This window comes from Paenibacillus sp. J22R160, from assembly GCF_059692135.1.
This window is the reverse complement of sequence record NZ_JCAUAU010000001.1, coordinates 466262-486807: the sequence shown is the minus strand read 5'-3', so window position 1 is coordinate 486807 and position 20546 is coordinate 466262. Positions and strand designations below refer to the sequence as shown.

The 20546-nt window shown below is 44.1% G+C and carries 18 protein-coding genes; all 18 read left to right on the top strand.

Annotation, left to right across the window (positions count from 1 at the left end; all coding sequences use genetic code 11):
• The first annotated feature begins 126 nt into the window (after positions 1–126).
• The 18 genes from AC58UW_RS01935 (at position 127) to AC58UW_RS01850 (ending at position 20540) form a co-directional block, all read left to right on the top strand.
• On the top strand, positions 127–999 hold the full coding sequence (locus AC58UW_RS01935; RefSeq protein ID WP_497419037.1) for an HAD family hydrolase: 873 nt from the start codon (positions 127–129) through the stop codon (positions 997–999).
• Between the two features lie 22 nt (positions 1000–1021).
• Entirely contained in the window at positions 1022–1852 is an 831-nt protein-coding gene (locus tag AC58UW_RS01930) for a DeoR/GlpR family DNA-binding transcription regulator (RefSeq protein WP_497419036.1), read from the top strand.
• Positions 1853–1871: 19 nt separating this feature from the next.
• Positions 1872–3209: an ABC transporter substrate-binding protein gene (locus tag AC58UW_RS01925; protein WP_497419035.1), complete on the top strand. Its 1338-nt coding sequence runs from the start codon at positions 1872–1874 to the stop codon at positions 3207–3209.
• 23 nt (positions 3210–3232) lie between these two features.
• Positions 3233–4033: a sugar phosphate isomerase/epimerase family protein gene (locus tag AC58UW_RS01920; protein ID WP_497419034.1), complete on the top strand. Its 801-nt coding sequence runs from the start codon at positions 3233–3235 to the stop codon at positions 4031–4033.
• A 5-nt stretch (positions 4034–4038) separates the two neighbouring features.
• Positions 4039–4917: a carbohydrate ABC transporter permease gene (locus AC58UW_RS01915; RefSeq protein ID WP_497419033.1), complete on the top strand. Its 879-nt coding sequence runs from the start codon at positions 4039–4041 to the stop codon at positions 4915–4917.
• Between the two features lie 176 nt (positions 4918–5093).
• Entirely contained in the window at positions 5094–5747 is a 654-nt protein-coding gene (locus AC58UW_RS01910) for a carbohydrate ABC transporter permease (protein WP_497419032.1), read from the top strand.
• Positions 5748–5813: 66 nt separating this feature from the next.
• On the top strand, positions 5814–6752 hold the full coding sequence (locus AC58UW_RS01905) for an aldo/keto reductase (RefSeq protein WP_497419031.1): 939 nt from the start codon (positions 5814–5816) through the stop codon (positions 6750–6752).
• Positions 6753–6814: 62 nt separating this feature from the next.
• Positions 6815–7699, top strand: coding sequence for an aldo/keto reductase (locus AC58UW_RS01900; RefSeq protein WP_497419030.1), 885 nt, complete (start codon positions 6815–6817; stop codon positions 7697–7699).
• 611 nt (positions 7700–8310) lie between these two features.
• Positions 8311–9192, top strand: a complete 882-nt coding sequence (locus tag AC58UW_RS01895; protein ID WP_497419029.1) for a carbohydrate ABC transporter permease — start codon at positions 8311–8313, stop codon at positions 9190–9192.
• A gap of 12 nt (positions 9193–9204) precedes the next feature.
• Positions 9205–10029, top strand: coding sequence for a carbohydrate ABC transporter permease (locus AC58UW_RS01890; RefSeq protein ID WP_497419028.1), 825 nt, complete (start codon positions 9205–9207; stop codon positions 10027–10029).
• 33 nt (positions 10030–10062) lie between these two features.
• Positions 10063–11388 (top strand): ABC transporter substrate-binding protein, encoded by a 1326-nt coding sequence (locus AC58UW_RS01885; protein ID WP_497419027.1) that lies wholly within the window; start codon positions 10063–10065, stop codon positions 11386–11388.
• Between the two features lie 38 nt (positions 11389–11426).
• The gene (nagA, locus tag AC58UW_RS01880; RefSeq protein WP_497419026.1) at positions 11427–12581 is read left to right on the top strand and encodes an N-acetylglucosamine-6-phosphate deacetylase; all 1155 of its coding nucleotides are present in this window, start codon (positions 11427–11429) and stop codon (positions 12579–12581) included.
• Entirely contained in the window at positions 12571–13014 is a 444-nt protein-coding gene (locus AC58UW_RS01875) for a hypothetical protein (protein WP_497419025.1), read from the top strand. Before nagA ends, AC58UW_RS01875 begins: the two co-directional genes overlap by 11 nt.
• A gap of 89 nt (positions 13015–13103) precedes the next feature.
• Positions 13104–13853, top strand: coding sequence for a glucosamine-6-phosphate deaminase (locus AC58UW_RS01870; RefSeq protein WP_497419024.1), 750 nt, complete (start codon positions 13104–13106; stop codon positions 13851–13853).
• A 2-nt stretch (positions 13854–13855) separates the two neighbouring features.
• Positions 13856–15007 carry an N-acetylglucosamine-6-phosphate deacetylase gene (locus AC58UW_RS01865; protein ID WP_497419023.1) on the top strand — a complete coding sequence of 384 codons (1152 nt, stop codon included), beginning with the start codon at positions 13856–13858 and terminating at the stop codon, positions 15005–15007.
• Positions 15008–15127: 120 nt separating this feature from the next.
• Complete coding sequence (locus AC58UW_RS01860; protein ID WP_497419022.1) at positions 15128–19150, top strand: S-layer homology domain-containing protein; 4023 nt, start codon at positions 15128–15130, stop codon at positions 19148–19150.
• A 430-nt stretch (positions 19151–19580) separates the two neighbouring features.
• Entirely contained in the window at positions 19581–19706 is a 126-nt protein-coding gene (locus tag AC58UW_RS01855) for a hypothetical protein (RefSeq protein ID WP_497419021.1), read from the top strand.
• Between the two features lie 36 nt (positions 19707–19742).
• Complete coding sequence (locus tag AC58UW_RS01850; RefSeq protein ID WP_497419020.1) at positions 19743–20540, top strand: sugar phosphate isomerase/epimerase family protein; 798 nt, start codon at positions 19743–19745, stop codon at positions 20538–20540.
• The last annotated feature ends 6 nt before the right edge of the window (positions 20541–20546 follow it).

Below are 20546 nucleotides of genomic sequence, written 5' to 3'. Positions count from 1 at the left end.
AGGAAAACGGTCAAAAATATATTAAATTACTACAAGATCGTTACATTTTTTTATCGTGTCTTTAACACTCAACTTATACAGCATTGCTAAGATAACAATAAGTTTCAAGAGAGGAGTTAGAGAAGATTGAATAATTTTAATAGCTCGGACATACATGGCTGGATGAAAAGGATTCGGCTGCTCGTATTGGATTTGGATGGCACTTTGTACCATGATCATGATTTTATCTCGCGTTACATGAGTCATTTGGTAAAAGAGACCAGGCACCAAAGCAAAGTCGATGTATTCATTAAAGAAGCCATCGATATTCTCGAAGGACGTCACGCCGTGAAGTTAGGGACGTTCTACGATTCTTTGAATAATGTCATACTGCATCAAGAAGGCAATTCCGTTGTAAGCAAGTTTTCATGGGATGGAGAATCGTTAAAATCATTGCTTGAAGAAGATAATGTTATAAGCTTACATCAGAGCCACATTCATTATGTAGGTGACGAATGGGGGGTTATTAAGGTTCTTTCCCATCGAATGGGTCTAACAGACGAACAACTACAAACGGCCTTTCTTGCGGTTCGAGAAGAGATGATTTCTCCCCAAGGTTTCCAACCACATGCGCGACTTGTCCAGTCTTTGAATAACTTGAAATCCCCAGCTTTTCGCAAAATATTGATTACGAATGCGCCTGTTTCGACCGGTTTTAATTTCGTTCGCCATGTAGGGCTTGAAGGTATGTTTGACAGCTACATTTTTGATGGCGGCAAGCCTGCAACATTGCCTGATCACTTGCAAGCCTGGATTCGTAAAGAACAACTTGCGTTTGATGAGATTGTCTCGATTGGCGATAATGCATGGAATGACTTATACCCGATCAAACATTGTGGCGGTCGGACAGTTTGGGTTTCTCCTTACGAATCCAATGAAACAAACACTTGGGATTTACAGGTACGCTCATTAGATGAGCTTGCCGATTTTATGGAAACATTAAAACTTTTAAATGAATAAGGAGGGAATGGCAAATTAATTAATGAATACAACCATTCATAGACGCAACTTGATTGTAAAGGCGATAAAAAGAAATGGTAGTGTCGAAGTAGATGCATTAGTGAAACAATTCGAAGTTTCCGTGGAAACAATTCGTCGGGATTTGCGGTATTTGGATGAAAGAGGTCTGATTAAACGCTCTTATGGCGGAGCGGTTAAACGAGAGCAAAGCACCTTTGAGATGCCCTTTAACGAAAGGATTTTATTTCAGCAAAATCTAAAAGAGGCTATTGTTCACGAAGCTGTAAAGCTGCTGGAAAGCGGAGACAGAATTTATATTGATGGGAACACAACCTGTGTTATATTATCCCAATTTATACCTGTAGATATCGAATTAAGCGTTGTGACCAATTCATTCCATATTGCCTGGATTTTAAAGCAGCTTAAAGGACGAATAACGATCTATTTAGTGGGTGGGGAGCTTGGAGATGAAGGAATGACCTTCGGACATAAGCTGATTACTGAGTTAAAGGGCTACTATTTTGACAAAGTGTTTTTCTCTTGTTTGGGTGTTAACGCTAAAGGCTGTTATTTCTCCAAGAGTGAGCCGATGCAGACAGCCCAAACCGTAGCAGCGCAGGCCGATCGAGTCATCCTTCTAGCTGATTCTTCCAAAATGAATCGAAACGGACTTTTTTTAGGGATGGAACATAAAGATATTGATTGCCTTATAACAGATGATGGAACGCCTGAATATCTGTTGGACAAGATTCGAGAAAAAATCAACGATGTCATTGTGGCGCCGATAACCGATGGCCATGACAAAGAAAGACCAGATATTGGACTGGAATCTCGAGATTCCAAAAGATATTAATCTGTGGAGGCGAATGTAGTTGAAAAATGTAAATGTGAAGATGACAGTAACGTTGCTATCATTTAGTTTGATTGTAACGGCATGTGGCGGAAATCCGAATAACACTGGAACTCAGCAGGCGCAATCGTCCGCTCCGGCGCCGGCAGTGGCAGTGGATAAGGTTGTTAATATTGAGTTTTGGAATAGTTTCTCTGGACCACTTGGGGATAAAGTAAAGGAACTTCTGTCACAATTCGAGGCGACACATCCGAATATTAAAGTCAAATCGGTGCAGGTTCCTTTTGACGCAATGCTCCAAACAATGCTCTCAGCGGTTGCTGCAAAAAAACCTCCTGCTGCCGTACAGCTTGAGACAACCTTGATGGGCCGGTTGGCAACCGACGGTGCTTTGGCCCCCATTGCCGATTTGGTAACAGCCGCAGAAGCGAAAACTCTTGGAGATTCGATCATTCCTAGTATTCGTGAAGCGAATTCATTTAATGGAAAATTATACACGGTTCCAATGGGTTACAATTCGAATGTACTTTATTACAATACGAACTTAATCAAAGATGCCGGCCTAACGCCCGCTGAGATGCCGAAGACTTGGGATCAATTAATCGAAGTGTCCAAAAAACTGACTAAAGATACGAATAACGATGGTCAACCTGATGTATACGGCTATGGATTCCCATCACGTGCTCCCTGGATTCTTGAAGTTCGTTTGTGGCAAGGGGAGGCGGAGTTGTTTGACCAGGCTGGGAAAAAAGCGACGTTCAACTCGGATGCTGCTGCAAATGTATTTAACAACTACTTGAAGCTATTGAATTCGAAATCGGCCAAAATGGTTCCGACGGATAGCGCTGTGAACCAACTCACCGATATGTTTGCTGCCGGCCAAGTTGCTATGTTTGAGCAATCTTCGACCGCCTTCCTCGGAATAATCGATAAAGCCAAATTTGATGTAGGCGTTGCCCAGTTTCCGACAATGGGAGATCAAGTCTTTAGTTTGGGCGGTTATAATTTAGGCATCTTTAAAGATGCACCGGACGACCAGAAAAAGGCTGCTGCCGAACTGGCGAGATGGTGGGCGAGCCCTGAAGGCGCAGCGAGATGGACAAGCATTTCCAATTATATGCCGGGAATTCAAGCCGCATGGGACACAGACACATTGAAAAATTGGCTGAAAGAAGATCCTCGCCGTGGCTTCGCTTCTCAGCAAATGCCAAATGCCCGTCCTCGCCCGACGCTGCCTGCATATCCGGAGATTTCCAACATTATCACGGATGCCTTTGAATCCAGTATGCTTAGCAAAGGAACCCCTAAAGAAAATTTGCAGGCTGCTGCCGATAAAGCTGACAAAATTTTAAACAAATAATAATTAATGGAGGGTTATCGATTATGAAAATTATACCTGCTGTTGCAACGTCCATCATGAATCTGGATACGATCAGAAGCTCTTCCTCTTTCATCCGGGCATTTGAATTATCCGTTGATTTTTCTATGAATATCGTGGATGACGCTCATCTTCGAGAGCTTAATAGGATTAAGCAAGAATACGGTATTGAATATACGGTTCATGCCCCTTTCCGAGACGTCAATATCGCTTCCATGAACCAAACGGTATTTGAAGCGGCACGACTAGATATGATTAAATCCATTGAGATGGCTGAGAAAATTGGAGCTTCGTTAGTCGTCGTTCATCCCGGTATCACGGGATTTTTCCCGGCTGAGTATTATCCTGAGATGAAACGTCGCGAGCTTAGCGTATTTGAAGCGCTTGGGGAATTTGGTGACAAGCACGGAATTCGGGTGACTGTCGAAAATCTGCCCAAAATGAATGTGCATTTTGAAGATACCTGGACTCTAGAGGGGACGATCAAGCTTCATGATGAATGGACATCGGAGCTTAAAGGGGTATGCTTTGACGTAGGACATGGCTATCATGCCGGACTTGATGTTGCTGCAGCGGTGCGTCGATTGGGAAGCCGCATCAAGCACCTTCACCTTCACGACAATCATGGCGGGATGATAGATGAGCATCTTCCGATTGGTCAAGGTACAATACCATGGGACAATTTCTTTCAAGCTTTAGATGAAATCGGATTTGAAGGATATGGCGTTTTTGAGTTCGGACCTCCAGATCGTCAGCGTGAAGCGGTTCAATCATTAGAAAACCGTATGAAGCAATTCAATGCGTGACCGATATGGCAGGTATACGCTTCTACCGCTGGATGCCGTTTGTATTTGTCATACCTTCCATCTTCATGCTGATTTTGTTTGTTTTTTATCCTACTGCCAATGCTGCGTGGATTAGCTTAACGGATTGGAACGGTATTGCGGATAAGGCGAAATTCCTTGGGGCCAGGAATTATGTGGAACTATTTCATGATGAGGATTTTCTAAAAGCTCTTATTCATACATGCGAGTATATCCTGATGACCCTTCCTGCAACAATCGTTTTGGCTTTAAGCGCAGCCCTGATCGTCGAGAAGAAAGGCTTGTTATCCTCCTTGCTCAGAATGACATTCACCGTTCCTTTTGTTGTCAGCATTGTAGTTGTATCTGTAGTTTGGTTATGGATATTAGATCCGAATTTCGGCATTTTGAATTACGTATTCGAACAATTGGGTTGGAAGAAGCAAAGCTGGCTAAACGATCCGGCGACGGCCATGGGTATGGTAGCTATACCTTCGGTCTGGCGTCAGTTCGGTTATTTTATGCTCATCATATTGGCTGGACTTAAGGGATTGGATTCCTCTTATCAAGAGGCTTCCAAAGTGGATGGGGCATCCTATTGGGTTCACACAACCCGAATTACGATCCCCCTTCTCGGACCTCAACTGTTTTTCTGTCTTGTCCTAGGCATGATCGACTCATTTCAAGTTTTTGCGCAAGTAGACCTGATGACTCACGGAGGTCCGTTAGATAGCACCAACGTAGTTGTGTATTACTTGTATCAGCAAAGTTTCGAATTTTTTCATACCGGCTACGGTTCTGCGATCGCAATTGTGATCATGGTATTGCTCGGGATTATTACTTATGCACAACAACGTTGGATTGGATCGAAGGTGTATTATCAGTGAATGCTTATCCTATAGTTTTGGTAAAACGACTGCTATTCATAAGTCTTAAATTGTTATTGGCTGGTGGGGTCGCTTTCCCAATAATTTGGATGTTACTAACGTCTTTGAAAAGTCAACCCGAATCGATCGCATGGCCTCCAACCATATTTCCTCATGAATGGAAATTTGAAAATTACTTGTTAGTACAAAAGGCCGGGCCATTCTTGCGTTGGTATATGAACAGCCTTGTTGTCGCTTTTTCTATCATAATAGGCAACTTGTTATTCGGAATTCCTGCCGCATTTGCCTTTTCCCGTGCCAACTTTCCCGGGCGCAATGCATTGTTTTTTGTCGTACTCAGTACGTTGATGATCCCGGGTGAAGTGCTGCTACTGCCGATATTCATTCTGCTTAGCAAGCTAGGATGGGTGGATACGTATCCGGCTTTAATTGTACCGTTTGTAGTTAATGGATTTATCATTTTCTTGCTAAAGCAATTTTTTGACACCATTCCGAGAGCCTTAGAAGAGGCGGCGATTATCGACGGGTGTGGTCCTATCCGTTTGATTCGTTACGTGTTCATTCCTCTTTCTTTGCCGGCGCTGGGAGTATGTTCATTCTTCACATTTATAGGGTCGTGGAACAGTTACTTGTATCCGCTGATCGTAACGCGCACGGAAACAATGCGAACCGTTACTGTGGGGTTATCCTTATTTAAGGATGAATACGGCACAAACTGGCCATTGTTGATGGCGGCTTCAACGTTGATCGCTCTTCCAGCCATAATTGGTTTCCTTTTCATTGAAAGACACTTGAAAGATACGATGGCGATTAGCGGGATCAAAGAGTAGCTCTCACAACTTAATTAATAAGCGATATTCACAAACTATTTCTGATATATAAGGAGTTGTTGATCTATGAAATACCGTAGACTTGGAAAGACGGAACTTAAGGTATCGGTTATAGGAGTTGGCACTTGGCAGTTTGGTGGAGCCTGGGGGAAGGATTTCGCCCAGGACGAAGTCAATGCTATTCTAGATAAGGCTAGAGATATCGGAATTAATTTACTTGACACAGCAGAATGCTACGGTCATCATCTTTCCGAGAGCTTTATTGGCCAATATATAGAAAGCCGGAAAAATCGAGCAGATTGGGTCATTGCGACAAAATTTGGCCATAATCATTTGGATAATAAGAATCCTTCAAAAAATTATTGGTCGGCGGAAGAAGTTTTGCAGCAGTTGGAGGATTCATTAAAAGCTTTAAAAACTGAATATGTTGACTTATATCAGTTCCATTCAGGATCAAATGAAGTATTTGATAATGACAAATTGTGGACGATGTTGGATAAACAGGTGCAAGCTGGGAAGGTTAGGCACCTTGGGATTTCCATCGCTAAGGACGGTCAAGGCAATTTGCATCAAACAGATTCTGCAACGAAAATAAATGCAAAAACCATACAAGTTGTTTACAATCGACTCGATCAAAGTCCTGAAAGCGAAGTGTTTCCATCTTGTCATAGTCAAGATCTTGGTGTGCTTGCGCGTGTACCGCTCGCCAGTGGGTACTTAAGCGGAAAGTATAAACCGGGAACCATATTTCCTGAGAATGATGTCAGGTCCAGACACGACCTAGAAGAAACAGTGATCAAGCTTAAGCGAGTTGAAGAGATTCAACGAAAAGAAGTGCCGCAAGGAGCCAACATGGCGGAGTGGGCTTTGGCATGGTGCTTGAAGCATCCAGCCGTAACCTGTGTTATTCCGGGATGCAAGAGCCCTGAACAGGTGGAAATGAATGCAAAAGCGGCATTTTTTGATTTTGTGAATGATAATCATCCACAAGCATGGAAAAAATAGAGTTAATTCAATTTCTGGGGCTGGTTAAACGATAAGCAAAAGATAACTAGGAGAGATCAAGAATGATGAAACATCAGTATAAACGGCTTGGCCGAGAAACCTCGGTCGTCATGTTTGGCGCTGCCAGTCTGGGAAAGGTGACGCAGGAAGAAGCCGATGCTTCCATATCTCTTGCACTGGAACACGGTGTCGATCATTTTGACACCGCTGCGGGCTACAGCAACGGCACCGCCGAACTGCGAATGGGCCCGTGGATGCCGAAGATCCGCTCTGACATTTTTCTTGCTACTAAAACCGCCGAGCGAACGAAAGAGCAGGCGAAAGCGCAATTTCACAGCTCTCTGGAGCGTCTGCAAGTCGATTACGTCGACCTACTGCAGTTGCACGCCGTAGGCGACATGGAAACTCTGGATTTATGCACGTATCCGGGAGGCGCGCTTGATGCACTGCTCGAGGCGAAAGAGGAAGGGCTTATCGGGGCGATCGGCATTACCGGTCACGGTCATGAGGCGCCGGCTGTTCATACAGAGGCGCTGCGTCGGTTCCCGTTCGATACCGTGATGACGCCGCTTAACTATCATTTGTATTCGCTGCCGGACTATCGTCGGGACTTTGATCGACTGGTGGATGCTTCCCGGGAAAGCGGGGCCGCTCTTCGCGTCATCAAAGCCATTGCCAAGGGGCCTTGGGCGGTGGAACAACCGCGTACATATACCACTTGGTACGAACCGTTCGACATGCAGGACGTGATCGATGCCTGCGTCCATTTCATACTTTCGTTCCCCAGTATCGCCGGCTTCGCCACCGCAGGCGACGTTCGCTTGTTTCCGAAAATCTTGGATGCCGTCGAACGTTACGGCTCCATGGACAGCGAACGGGTAGAAGAGGTGCTGAAAGCGGCTCAAGGGTACACAACCCCGTTTGGGGCACTGACGTCAATTAAGTAAGACTAAATTGCTTTCCAATGGCGGATTGCGACCCGCGAGAGATACAGAATAAGAAGGATAAGGGAGTGTCGTAAGCAAACTACTCTCCTTATTAAGCTCTAAAGTAATAACGTTAGTTGAACTACAATGGGAGCAGTTCGCCACGGCAACTGCTCTTTTCTAATTCATTTACATCAAGTCCCCGAAGAGAAAATTGATAATTTATGCATCGTATATATGTACAGTAATCGATTTCTAATAATATTTATAAATAAAAATTAATTGAATAAAAAAGCTTTTTGTCTTTTGTAAGTTTATGCTATAATAAATTATGTTATATTATGTAACACTTTATAATTAAAATTACGCTTATTTGGGGGTGATTTTCTATAAATATAACACAAATATAACTTTTGTTGTCACTGAATCCAACGAATTAAGGTTGTGTGAGGATCAGAAAGGTATTTATCTATGAAAGTAGCTAAAGTAGTGCTCGTAATGTAGGTGAATCTGGCATCATAGTAATCGATTACTACATAAAAAGAAATCGATTACTGTAAGTTTTTTTCTGGTTGGACGTTGCCAGAGTCTTTCGGATTCTTACATTAAAAATTCAAAGGGGGGTGAAAGCGATGCAAAAACGAAAAGGAATCTATGGAATATTATTTATTTCACCGGCGTTTCTTTTCATCTTTTCTTTTATGATTTATCCGCTGGTTTATTCATTTTTTATCAGTTTAAACAAATTCAACTTTGTTTATGATAGCTTTCCACAGTTTTATGGAATTCGAAATTATATTAATGCTTTTCAAGATGCCAATGTACTCGTTGCCCTGAAAAACACTTTCACCTTCGGTATTTGGTATTTTGTTTTAATTATGCTTCTCTCATTATCTGTTGCCTTGCTTCTCTTCCATATTAAGCGGGGGAATGAAATATTGCGCACGATCATTTTTATGCCGATCGTAGTACCGCTTTCATTGTCCGCGTTAGTGTTTATGTGGATTCTACAGGAGAATTACGGCCTACTCAACTACATTCTGCGGGATGTACTGAATCTATCATTTTTAGCTAAGCCGTGGCTCAATAATGGGCCAACTGCCATGGGAAGTCTTATAGGTGTCGGATTGTGGGCGACTGTAGGCTTTGAAACCATTCTTTTTCTTGGCGGGATTCAATCGATTTCCAAGGAAATTTTGGAGGCAGCCGAAATTGACGGGGCTAGCGGACTAAAGCGAATTTTCTACATCATCCTTCCTAACTTAAGAGAGACCTACGTATTGACTGGCTTGTGGGCAATCCTGCATGGTTTAAAAGTGTTTGTAGAACCGATGGTTATGACGAACGGAGGACCCGGAAATTCCACCATGGTCATGTATCAGGAAATTTATCAGACAGCTTTTACTAATTTCGAGATGGGCTACGCTTCCGCCATGGCCTACATTCTTGGGGTGATAACCATGGCGTTTGCATTAATTAATTTCTATATTAACAGGTCAAAGGACCATGCATAAGGGGGAGAAGCTATGGCCAGAACCGCACCTATGAAACTTATCAATTATTTACTGTTAATTGCGGTAGCCGTTTTTATAGCTACTCCATTCATATACACTTTATTGGATTCATTCAAGACGGATAAGGAGATTTTACAAGTTCCGCAGTCTTTTTTTCCCAAACAATTCGTGTTGAATAACTATGCGAATATCCTTACGGGAAATTTTATCGATTACTTCCTAAACAGTGTCGTTATTACGTTTTGGGGCGTTTTATTCGTCGTGATCTTGAGCGCATTAGCTGGATACGCTTTGGCCTGGCTTCCTTTTAAAGGCCGAGAGTTTTTACTCGTATTACTTCTATTGATCATTACCATGCCGCTCGCTATTTTCCTCATTCCCATGTATATCATGGAAAATGCAATTGGAATCTTAAACACGAAGCTGGGCTTGATTCTGCCCAATGTCGCCGTTGTTCTCCCATTTGCTATCTTTATTATGCGCGGGACGTTTGTTGGAATCCCCAAGGAGCTTGAAGAATCTGCAGAGATGGATGGGTGCGGAGTACTCCGAACTTGGTGGAGCATTATGCTGCCAATTGCCAAAAACGGCTTGGTCATCATCATCATCCATGCTTTTTACAACATTTGGGGGGAATACACGCTAGCCAAAACGCTGTCAACGGATCAAAATTCGATGCCTTTAACAGTAGGCCTAACGTTGTTTAAAGGGGAGGCTTGGGCGTTTGGCACATTATCTTCCGTAATAGTTCTGTCCATGCTCCCGCCAATTATCATATTCATCTTATTTCAGCGTCAATTGGTCGAAGGCATCACGCAAGGATCAATTAAAGGCTAATAACAGTAAAAATAATAGAAAAGAGGAAAAACGATGTACACAAATAAAGTTAAAGCTTTTGCCATATTAAGCGTATGTTCCGCACTTATTTTTACAGTAGCTTGTTCAAATGCCCAACAAAACGCCCCTGCGAATTCTGGCAATGCAAGTGCACCTGCCGGTGCTGAACCAAAAACGCTAAAAATAGCACCTGACGCATGGATGATCGAAAAGCTGCAGATCAATACAGCAGTAGCCAAATTCAAAGAAAAGCATCCCGATATCAACGTAGTGCTCCAGCCCTATCCGGATAAAACCGTACTGGCAAACTTCGCATTACAATGGAGTCAGAACAAAACGGATGCCGATATCGTAATGGTTGACGGTTCACAGGAAGCTGTGCAATATCTGGCCAAAGATTTGTTGGTTGATTTTAACAAGACGAACTTTTTTACAGGTGCGACGGCAAAAGATAAGTTTGTTGGAACTACACTGAAATATGGGGATGTAGACGGTTTTCAATTTGCCATACCGTTTAGTTTGGAAACTTATGCGATCAATGTTAATAAGAAGATGTTTCAAGAAGCGGGGTTAACAGACACGCAAGGTAACGTGATCGTGCCTAAGAGTTGGCAGGAAGTTTATGAATATGCCAAGAAGCTGACAAAGAAAGACGCCAATAAAGTGACCCAGCAGGGCATGACGATTCAATGGGGCCCGAATGCGCAGTCCACGCTTATTGCCGTAGAGCAAGCGGCCAGGGGAAGCTTCTATAAAGATGACAAAGTGTTGACCTTCGATACGCCGGAAATGAGTGAAATCTTGAATGTTTGGAAAAAAGGAGCGGACGAAGGGGTATTCTCTATTGATACGTTTACGAACAAAGATGCAGGCCGCAATAATTTCAGCGCCGGGCAAGTAGCGATGCTCCTGCAAAGCGGTTCCACTGCAGCAGAAGCCGAGCCAACGATTGGAAAAGGAAATACAACCGTTATTCCGATTCCAGGTTCCGACAAAAACGGTTCCTATGCATTTACCGCCGGAATCATTGTGCCGAAAGCTTCCAAAGCTCAAAACCTTGCTGTTCAATTTATTCAAGAAGCGTTAATGGATGAACAAGTACAAATTGACGCAGCGACCAAATGGGGGAAGCTCCCGGTTATTAACGATTATTTTAATAAAATTAATGCGGAATGGAAAAGTAATCTGTATACAATTATTCAAAAGTCAGTAAATGCACCGTTCTACCGGGATTATCCTGTCTTGGACAAAAACATGCCGGTTGAATTGCAAAACTACTTAACAAACAAGACTGATTTGAATACATTCACCAAAAATGCTGAAAAAATAATCGCCGGCATCAATAAAAACGTGAAATAGCGCGAAAAATTATTTTCCATGAAAGTGAGGTAATGAAAGTGAGCGAAACATGGGTAGGTAAACATTGGCTGTCTGGAAAGACGATTAGTGTTACAACAGAGCACGGTACGATCGTTTCCGTTAGTGATACAGATCTATCATCAGAGCACTGGATTGCTCCGGGCTTGATTGATATACAGCTAAACGGAATCGGCGGGTTTGATTTAAATACGCCGGACCTTACGGTAGACACAGTTAAACAAATTGTAAAGGTGCTGAACAAAGGTGGAGTAACGCGATTTTGTCCAACGGTGGTTACTGGGACGAAGGAACGAATGCTTCACTGCATCCGCGTTATTGCAGAGGCATGCCAAGCCGATACTACGGTTGACCATGCGGTTATAGGCATACATGTAGAAGGACCATTCATCTCTCCGGATGACGGACCGCGTGGAGCACATAATTTGAACTGGGTAAGGGATCCTGATTGGACTGAATTTGAAGAGTGGAATGAAGCTAGCGGAGGCCGGATTTGCAAAGTGACGTTGGCACCGGAAAAAAATGGAGCAATTCCGTTCATTGAAAAACTTTCTAAATTAGGGATAGTCGCTTCAATAGGACATTGCAATTCTTCAGAGGAGCAAATTCAGGAGGCGGTTCGAGCTGGCGCCACAATGAGTACACACTTAGGCAATGGAGCCCATCCATATATTAAGCGGCACCCGAATTACATTTGGGCACAGCTGGCTGACGATCGCTTATGGGCCGGACTCATTGCAGACGGTTTTCACTTGCCTGCCTCCACTTTGAATGTAATGATTCGTGCGAAAGGGAAAAAAGCGATATTGACCAGCGATGCGGTCCATTTGGCAGGAATGCCGCCGGGGCGTTACAAAACTCACATCAATGATGATGTGATATTGGAAGATAATGGATTTCTTCATTTGGCCAGCACCCGAGATATTTTGGCTGGATCCGCAACACCGCTACATATCGGGGTACAAAATGTGGAGAAATTCGGAATTTGTTCACTTGGCGAGGCAATCAATATGGCGTCTCTGCATCCAGCGGAATTGTTTGGTTTGGCAGAAAAGGGAGTTGGAACTCTGGCTGAAGGCTCTCCGGCCGATTTTATCTTATATGAGCATGAGGAATTCGGTTCTTGGACGATTAAAAAAACCGTAGCGGCAGGTGAGACGGTATATGAACAATGAACGAATTCTTAAAAGCTTATCCTCGGAGTCTTTTAAGCACTATGGCGATATTATTGAGTTTAACACGAGCTTGCAAGATCGCTTTCAGGTGATTGTGAATGAGCCGCAAACGGAAGGTTGGCGTATCGCGATCTCGCGTTTGGCTAGAGGTAAAATTAGCAAACTGGGCTTGCATCCGAACACTCGCGAATCATTCGAGCCTTTAGAAGGAATCAGTGTTCTGCTTGTGGCCTTGGAAGAAACACCGGAACAACTAGAGTTGTTCTTACTGGATCGCCCGATTTGTATTCATCGAAACATTTGGCATGCTACGGCAGCCTTATCTTCTGAAGCTTATATCAAAATTACAGAAAACAGTATTGTCCAAAGTAGGGAACATATCTTGAAAGCGCCACTAGAGTTCGGAATGTTTTCTTTAGAGTCGACAGTGTGATTCTTGGCATTTTTTTAACTAAAAAGAAATCGATTACTGCTCTGCATTGTAATTAAAAACTATATGGATACGAAAAAGGAGAAGTATATATGAAGCTAAGCGTTTTGGAAACTGCTCAGGACTTAGGAAAAATGGCGGCGTCACTATCTGCTGAAATTATTAATGAGGTATTATCCCGAAAGGATAAGGCTAGGTTGGTGCTCTCTACAGGAGCTTCACAATTTGAAACACTGGAAGCGCTTGTGAACATGGATATTGATTGGAGCAGAGTTGAAATGTTTCACTTGGACGAATATGTAAATCTTTCGGAACAGCATCCGGCAAGCTTTAGAAAATATTTGAAAGAACGATTCGTTGAATTAATACCTATTCAAAAGGTTCATTTTGTTAATGGGGAAGGAGATATACAGAGCAATATTCAAGCACTAACAGATGAAATCAGGAAAGAACCTATCGATCTAGCTTTGATCGGAATCGGGGAAAACGGGCATATCGCCTTTAACGATCCTCCGGCCGACTACAATACACAAGAAGCCTATATTGTCGTGGATTTGGATGAGATCTGTAAAAAGCAACAAGTGGGAGAAGGCTGGTTTCCGACCATCGGAGATGTACCGAAACAAGCGATTACAATGACTGTACATCAAATTATGCAAAGCAATGCCATCATTTCATGTGTCCCGCATAAAGTGAAAGCGAACGCGATACGTGATTTTATTGACAATGAGGTCAACAATCGGTTTCCGGCAACCATATTAAAAACGCATTCCAATTTCAATCTATTCCTGGATAAAGAATCTTCATCAGAAGTCGATCAGCGCTTCATAGAAGAGGGTTGAGTATGGAGCAGGTATTTACGGCAAAGCACTGGCTAACCGGCGAAGTAGTGGATATCAATGTTTCTCATGGTCAAATTGTCTCAATTATACCATCGGATACGCTGACAAATTTGTGGGTTGCTCCTGGACTGATCGATATCCAATTAAACGGTATCGGAGGAATAAATTTAAATAATTCTGATTTAACGGTTGAAGACGTAAGTCAAATTGTAAGGCTCATACAGCAAGGCGGAGTTACCAGGTTTTGTCCGACTGTCGTAACAGGTCCCAAGGAGAGAATGCTGCATTGCATAGGTATTATTGCGGAAGCTTGTAAGAGAGATCCGTTAGTGAATTATGCAATCCTCGGTATTCACGTGGAAGGCCCTTTTATATCCGATGAAGACGGACCACGGGGTGCCCATAACAAAATATATGTGCGGGATCCGAACGAAGACGAGTTTATGGAATGGCTTGAGGTTGCAGAGGGGAAAATCTGCAAAGTAACTTTGGCCCCCGAAAAGCCAGGTGCCATCGAATTTATTCGACTGTTAAGACAGAACGGCATAGTGGCAGCAATCGGCCATTGCCATGCAACAGAAGAGCAGATTTGTTTGGCTGTTGAAGCCGGCGCCTCTATGAGTACGCATTTAGGCAATGGTGCCCATCCCTATATAAAACGTCATCCTAATTATATATGGGCGCAGCTTGCGGACGATCGCCTGTGGGCAGGAATGATCTCAGACGGTCATCATCTTCCGGCGTCAACTCTTAAGGTCATGATTCGTGTTAAAGGGCCAAGGGCCATACTTATAAGCGACGCGAATCATTTGACGGGACTCCCTCCTGGACGTTATACAACACATCACGCCGATGTGATCTTGGAGCCTAACGGATTGCTGCATTTGGCGCATACTCCTGACATTTTGGCAGGGGCCGCAACACCGTTGCATCGGGGCATCGAGTACGTAGCAAGAACGGGAATCTGCTCCTTGGAAGAAGCGATTCAGATGGCTTCGTTGCATCCAGCTCAACTATTCGGCTTAGATCAAAAAGGTGTAGGAACTTTGGAGTCTGGTTCCCCCGCTGATTTCATTTTGTACAATTGGGGAGAAGAAAAAGTATTCAATATTGTTCAAACAGTTTCAAACGGAACTGTCGTCTATACAGTGTAAGATCGAAAGTAAATTAATTTTACTAGCACAACGCCTGCAATGTTGCAGGCGTTGTGCTTCTAACAAGGATGGGTTGGAAGAGCAAAAATTACACGTAACTATAATAAAAGGAGCACATCTATGTCCAGAAAGAAACTATTGTCATTATTACTTGTATTTGCCTTGTGTGTATCTTTTTTTGCGCATTATTCCGCAATGGTTTCTGCGGAGGAGGTTCTTGCAGAGGACAAGCCGATCTTAAATAACGGGATTTACGAAATTTACAATCCGGAACAATTACTCTATTTAAGCCAGAATTTTGGTGATCCCGAGGTTCCCAAAGACGGTTACTACAAGCTGATGAGCGATATCGACATGAAATTAATTACTAACTTTATGCCATTTGGCAGATTTTACGGCACTTTCGACGGCAACTACAAAACGATATCCAATATCAGAATCGATACGCCGAACAGCGGGACCGTAGGTTTCTTTAACCATCTTGGCGATTCCGATGTTCAGGCGCTTGTCAAAAATCTTGGCCTTGTCGATGTTTATATCAGAGGAGGTCAGACGGTTGGCGGTGTGGCCGGTATGCTGTGGGGCACAGTTGAGAATGTATACGTGACGGGCGAGGTCATCGGTAGTGACCACAGTGTAGGTGGCATTGCGGGCCGAATTCCGGAGTATTCTTCGGGCACGATCAAGCAGACGCCACCACAGGAAAAGGCTGCACATCCAACGATCAGGAACAGTTATTCCCTCGTTAATGTCAGGGAAGAAGGCACTAAAGACAGCCAAGGCGGGCTGGCGGGACGTGTTCTGAACCCTAATACACTCATTGAAAACAGCTATGCTGCTGGCATTATAGAAGGTTACTTAAGAGTTGGTGGGCTTGTTGGCGATTTGAGAACCGGGATCATCAGAAACAGCGTAGCTGCTAATCCGGTGATAACAGCTAATACCGAAACGGGAATTGCAGGTTCTGCTGTGGGAAGAGTAAAGGCTGTTCCTGATCCCGATCCAGACCCGAATGTAGATTTGTATCCACAAGCTGTTGCTACGAACTTGTTGTCATTCAATAAAATGAAGAAAGTCGGTCCAGCGAACAGCGAGTCGTTTGACGGTACAAGCCAAACGGAAGCGCAGCTGTATGGACAGGCAACTTACGAAGCTTTAGGATGGGACTTTACGCACACATGGGAGATGCTTACCGTTACTGACGGAGGCAAGACGTTCAGTTCACCTGTGCTGCGAGGATTTGAACACCAGGGGCTTGCCTATGATTTCGAAAACTATCTTTCCAGTATAGAAGTAACGGCACAGGCGAACGATATCGAGTCCAATTCGGTCACCATCTCCGTTTATGCGTCCGATACGGAGAATCGGGAAGCTCTGATCACGGATTACAGCATTATTCAATCCGACAAGCGGCCTACCTCCGATCAAATCATATGGGAAAATCAGTCGCAGAAAACAATAACGGGTCTTTCTCCTGCAACACAGTATTCCTTCTGGATGAAGGTGAAAAGCGAAGATGGGAAGGAGAGCGGTTGGTCTCAAATTAAGCAATACACCAAATATGAAATTTTGACTGATAAATCGCCAAAGGATATAACCAATGCCATTACATTGGACCCTCAAACTAGCGTGTCATTGACTTGGGCGACAGACAATATTGATCTTGCGGACAGTACCGTCCAAATTGTCAAGAAGTCTGAATCAGCTGCACTGCCGTCAGATAAAGCGCAAATGTTCAAGGGGACTAACGAAGTTAAAGAAGTGCATATGACCCCCGCTGAGCTGGTCTTTGACGGAATAAGAAACTTTCACAGTGTAAATGTGTCAGGCCTCGAGCCGGGAACAGAATATATGTACCGGGTAGGCGACGCGATTGAAAATGTGTGGAGTCTGGCAGGCAGCTTCAAAACGGCGCCTACATCAGATGGACCGCTGATGTTCACTTACATGGCGGATCCGCAGGTTTCAACCTCGGGAGCTGCAAGTGCGGCAACATTCAAGACCGCCAAACAAATGTTCCCTGAAGCGACTTTCACCTATCTTGCCGGAGATTTCACCGAAAGTGGTTCTTCCAACGGTCAGTGGGACACCCTTTTTCAAGCTGGACAAGCCTACTTAATGAACACACCGGTCGCGTCCGTTCTGGGCAACCATGATAGGGAAGATTTGATTAATTATTATATTAATAATGCCAGCGATCCTGACGCCCCATTCTCCGAAATGTATTCTTTCGATTATGGTCCAGTTCACTTTGCAGCACTAAATACGGAGCATTACTCCGAGGAAGATCTGGACAAGCAGGTTGCATGGTTGAAGCAAGATATGGAAAGTTCGAATAAAGAATGGAAAATCGTTTTGCTTCATAAATCCGTGTACGCAGCGACGGACCATGTAGACGATCCGGATATTAACAATGAAAGAGTCAAGCTTGTGCCAGCATTTCAGGAATTGAAAATTGACGCTGTGCTGATGGGACATGACCATAGCTTTTCCAGAGGTTTTGTCAAGGATGGATACAATGCCAAACCTCAAAAGTTGCTAGACGGTGATAGCGAAATTTTCATCAAGCCTGATTCGCCTTTGTATCTTGTGAATGGTACGATGGGGAACTCGAAATGGTATCAAAAAATAGGTTACGATAATACCTTGTACCATGTTTCTCCGGAATATGAATTTGTCGATAAAACATCGGCAGACTATGGCAACGCCATCGATCAGCAGAGCTTTACAGCTGTAAAAATCGAAAATGGCGTCATGTCCGTGGATACGTATTTCCTCAACTTTGATCCGAATAACCCGAATGGATACACGGTAGATCCGTATCTGTACGATTCCATCAAAATTTCAAAAAACAATTATTGGCCAAGCAACAGTACGCTAACAGCAAGCAATATATCAAAAAGCGGTTTGACACTGAACTGGACAGACTTAACTACGTTACCGGATACCCAATATAAAATATATCAGGACGGATCAGTGCTTAATACCGTTTACGGCAACACTTACAACGTCATTAACCTGACACCGGGTAGAACGTACAACTTCAAAGTCGAAGCTGGCGATGCTGCCGGAAGCTGGAGTACCAACGGACCCGTTGTATCAGCAACGACACGGGAGTCTGATAATAGTGTCCCCACCGATAGTGGCGGAGGTAGTGCAGGACCGCAAGCCGTTACCTCCACTAACGGTTCGGCGACCATCACACCTGGTGTTGGCGGTACAGTCAGCTTCGGAAGTGAAGCGTACGTCGAGGTGCCGGCCGACGCGCTCAACGAAACCAGCGGAGTAGAAGTAAAAGTACAGAAAATAGCTGCCCCGCCCGCCGTGCCCGCAGGTATTAAACTGGTCGGCAGTGTATACGAGTTCAGTGTGGGAGATAAGAACAGCTACAGCTTTGCCAAAAATGTGACCATCAAACTCAGTTTTGATCCTAGTGCTATCAGCGAGGGCGAGTCCCCTACGATTCAATACTATGACGAAGCTCTGGGCAGATGGATAAACGTTGGCGGTACCGTATCCGGCAATACCGTAACCGTGCAGGTGAATCACTTCACCAAGTTTGCCGTAATGGCCGTGAAAGCTGAAAAAAATCCTGCCTCTGACAAGACCCCGGCTCCAACATTAAACATACAACTCAATGATATTGCCGGTCACTGGGCTGAGAGCAGTATAAACAGGCTGACCGAGCTTGGTGCCATCAACGGTTTCCCTAACGGCAGCTTCAAGCCCGATAATAACATTACCCGGGCTGAATTTACCACCATGCTGGTGAAGGCGTTCAAACTGACGTCCCAGGACGGCAAAGTATTCACAGATACAGCCAGTCACTGGGCCAGGGACTACATCGCGACAGCAGCAGTAAACGGGTTAGTCGACGGTTATGACGTAAACACCTTTGGTCCGGACAACCTGATTACTCGCGAGCAGATGGCAGTAATGGTCGTTAAGGCAGCCAAGGTCACCCCAGCAGCGAAAGAAATCCTATTCGCTGATGGCGAAAACATTTCCGATTGGGCCAAGGAAGCTATTGCAGCGGCAACGGGGAACGGAATTATGGATGGATACCAGGATAGTACGATTCGCCCCCAAGGCAAAGCAACACGGGCAGAGGCCGTGACAGTTATTGCAAACGCGTTGAAGTAAATAATGATCACTTCAGAGCCAATAACCCGTGGGTAAAACATCAAACAAAAAGAGAAGTCCCGCATCTGCCTGAAGGTGCGGGACTTCTCTTTATGGACTTTCATTACCGCAAAAAAACAATAATGACCGTTTTTCTATAATACTTGATCGTTGGACGGAATAACGGTCAATCTCAGAACCAATTGCTACGCATTCATTATAATTCTTTATCTTTGGGATGACAGAGCATTGATATTTGAAAACTACAATTAGTGCAGAAGCAGGAGAGGGGATGATAATCGTTTTGGCAGACAGGAGAATGTCATGAGGAAGCTACAAATATTTTGAAAGGAAACCACGCAGTAAAGTTGGACATGTTTAACGATTCACTGCATGATATCGTCCTGCATCACATGGCTTCGATTGGCAGCTGTAAATGGGAGGATGGCACTTGGGACATGCCTTTCAACGAACGGATCTTATGCAAGAAGGAACAGAAGGAGCTGTAGCCCGCAAGGCGGTCAGTTTGCTGGAGACTCTAAAGGATACAATAGCGATCAGCGGGATCAAGGAGTAATGCAAACACATAAAAAACTATTTTGGAGGGATTATCGTGAAGATCATACCATCAGCCTCTTTGTCCATTATGAATATTGAAACTATCAAAACGTCGTCGGAATTTATCAAAGCATTTGAACTGTCGTTGGATTTTGGAGAATGTGAAATTAACGACGAGCATATCTCGGCTTTGCGCGAGCTTCGTCAGCTTAAACAAATAGAATATTCCGTGCACGCCCCTTTTCGCGATCTGAATAGTGCGGCATTAAACGACGAGATTTATGAAGTGACCAAGGACCAACTGCTTCGTTCCGTTGAAATTGCTGGTGCAATCGGCGCCAAAGTAGTGACAGTCCACCCGGGACGTCACTCGTTCTACTCGCTGTCCAAGTTTCCAGAAATGAAGCGAAGAGATTTGATCGTTTTTAAGGAGATGTGCCAAAAAGGCGAGCAATTGGGAGTCCGGATTGCGCTCGAAAACTTGCTTGATCAGAAGGGAAGTTTTGAAGATACCTGGACGCTTGACTATCAAATCGAGCTGTTCGAGAAGTTACAATCGCCGGCATTCGGGATTTGCCTGGATGTGGGTCATGCCAATCAGGCCAGACTGAACATTAAAGAAACGATCCGCAGATTAGGGGCCAGATGCATCCATCTGCATTTCCACGACAATAATGGCGGCTGGGATGACCATCTTCCGGTCGGCGAAGGATCGATCGATTGGAGCGAAGTTGTGAACGCTCTAGGCGAAACGAATTATGAAGGCTTTGCCGTTTTCGAATTCGGTCCTCCAGAAAAACAAAAGCAGGCCATCGAGTTTCTGTCGCAACTGCAGCAATCCGTAACTCTATAGTTTAAA